This window comes from uncultured Microbulbifer sp. (assembly GCF_947498635.1).
Classification (GTDB): domain Bacteria; phylum Pseudomonadota; class Gammaproteobacteria; order Pseudomonadales; family Cellvibrionaceae; genus Microbulbifer; species Microbulbifer echini.
This window is the reverse complement of sequence record NZ_CANMKV010000114.1, coordinates 1-761: the sequence shown is the minus strand read 5'-3', so window position 1 is coordinate 761 and position 761 is coordinate 1. Positions and strand designations below refer to the sequence as shown.

At 41.5% G+C, this 761-nt stretch carries 1 protein-coding gene; it reads right to left on the bottom strand.

The window, feature by feature from the left end; translation table 11 throughout:
- Positions 1-761: hypothetical protein (locus Q1A69_RS20050; RefSeq protein WP_299589676.1), on the bottom strand; the 761-nt coding region annotated here is incomplete at both ends.

Below are 761 nucleotides of genomic sequence, written 5' to 3'. Positions count from 1 at the left end.
TAGCAATTCCCTTAAACGAAGTACTTAGACTCTGATTCGAAGTTGCAATAGTGGAGAACGTGCCCTCTCCGCGCATCTCAACTTCATAGACCCCACCTTGATAATTACCATTTCGGTAATCAATTCGGAAATTGTAATTACCCGAACTTGGGTCATCAAAAGCTACCGTATTAGTGTGACCACTAGAAGAAAAATTCCTGTCTTTCCAGGACCCACTACCACTCTTATAATAAAACTTGGTAGTTTTACTCTGGTCCATGGAAGGATCAGCCCAGGTGATACGTGCGCCCACATTACGTGTTAGTGTTTGAGAATAAGTATTTTTTGTATAGGTACCTTGAGATTGCCAAACCCAAATTTCACCTCCACGCTCCCCTGGGTTAGTATTAATCCAACTAAATTTTTCCCTTATCTCTTCAGCCTTCACCACTACTTTATATGAACCCGCAGGCAAATTATCTCCATAATATTTGGTTAAATCTACGCCGCCATCCCAGCTTTTACTAGTTATTGAATATGAAAATGTTCCATCATATCCGGAAGGGAGAGAGGTATCAGTTCTCGTAACTGTTACTGAGAGTTTCCAGCTATGAAATTTATCTTGAGAGTAATCGGGACCTGCACTTCTCGAGGTAAATGATCCGGCTTTAAGTTTAGTACTGCTATTAGTTGAATCTACATTGGTATGCTCCCGATAAACAGAAACTGTCCTGACCTGATCTTCAGGGGCGCTTACTCGTGTATAGGCTGTTGTCGAGTAG